The sequence below is a fragment of the Arthrobacter sp. ZGTC131 genome (assembly GCF_002929275.1).
Taxonomy (GTDB): Bacteria; Actinomycetota; Actinomycetes; order Actinomycetales; family Micrococcaceae; genus Arthrobacter.
Genome location: NZ_PJIK01000053.1, coordinates 1 through 936 on the forward strand (window position 1 = coordinate 1; position 936 = coordinate 936).

A 936-nucleotide genomic window follows, 5' to 3' on the forward strand; every position below is an offset into this window, starting at 1 on the left:
GTTTGATCCTGGCTCAGGATAAACGCTGGCGGCATGCCTAATACATGCAAGTCGAACGGGGGTGCTTGCACCCCAGTGGCGAACGGGTGAGTAACACGTATCTAACCTACCTCATAGCGGGGGATAACTTTTGGAAACGAAAGATAATACCGCATGTGAATCTTATTATCGCATGAGAAAAGATTGAAAGGACCGTTTGGTTCACTATGAGATGGGGATGCGGCGTATTAGTTAGTAGGTGAGGTAATGGCTCACCTAGGCGATGATACGTAGCCGAACTGAGAGGTTGATCGGCCACATTGGGACTGAGATACGGCCCAGACTCCTACGGGAGGCAGCAGTAGGGAATTTTTCACAATGGACGAAAGTCTGATGAAGCAATGCCGCGTGAGTAATGACGGCCTTCGGGTTGTAAAGCTCTGTTGTAAGGGAAGAAAAAATAGAGTAGGAAATGCCTCTATATTGACGGTACCTTACCAGAAAGCCACGGCTAACTATGTGCCAGCAGCCGCGGTAATACATAGGTGGCAAGCGTTATCCGGATTTATTGGGCGTATAGGGTGCGTAGGCGGTTTTGCAAGTTTGAGGTTAAAGCCCGGAGCTCAACTCCGGTCCGCCTTGAAAACTGCATTACTAGAATGCAAGAGAGGTAAGTGGAATTCCATGTGTAGCGGTGAAATGCGTAGATATATGGAAGAACACCTGTGGCGAAAGCGGCTTACTGGCTTGTTATTGACGCTGAGGCACGAAAGCGTGGGGAGCAAATAGGATTAGATACCCTAGTAGTCCACGCCGTAAACGATGTCGACTAGCCGTTGGGATCCTTGAGATCTTAGTGGCGCAGCTAACGCATTAAACATTCCGCCTGGGGAGTACGGTCGCAAGATTAAAACTCAAAGGAATTGACGGGGGCCCGCACAAGCGGCGGAGCATGTG

1 rRNA gene is annotated in these 936 nt (G+C 49.7%); it reads left to right on the plus strand.

The annotated features are described in order from the left end of the window. A 16S ribosomal RNA gene (locus CXQ90_RS21645) occupies positions 1–936 on the plus strand; the annotation flags it as partial.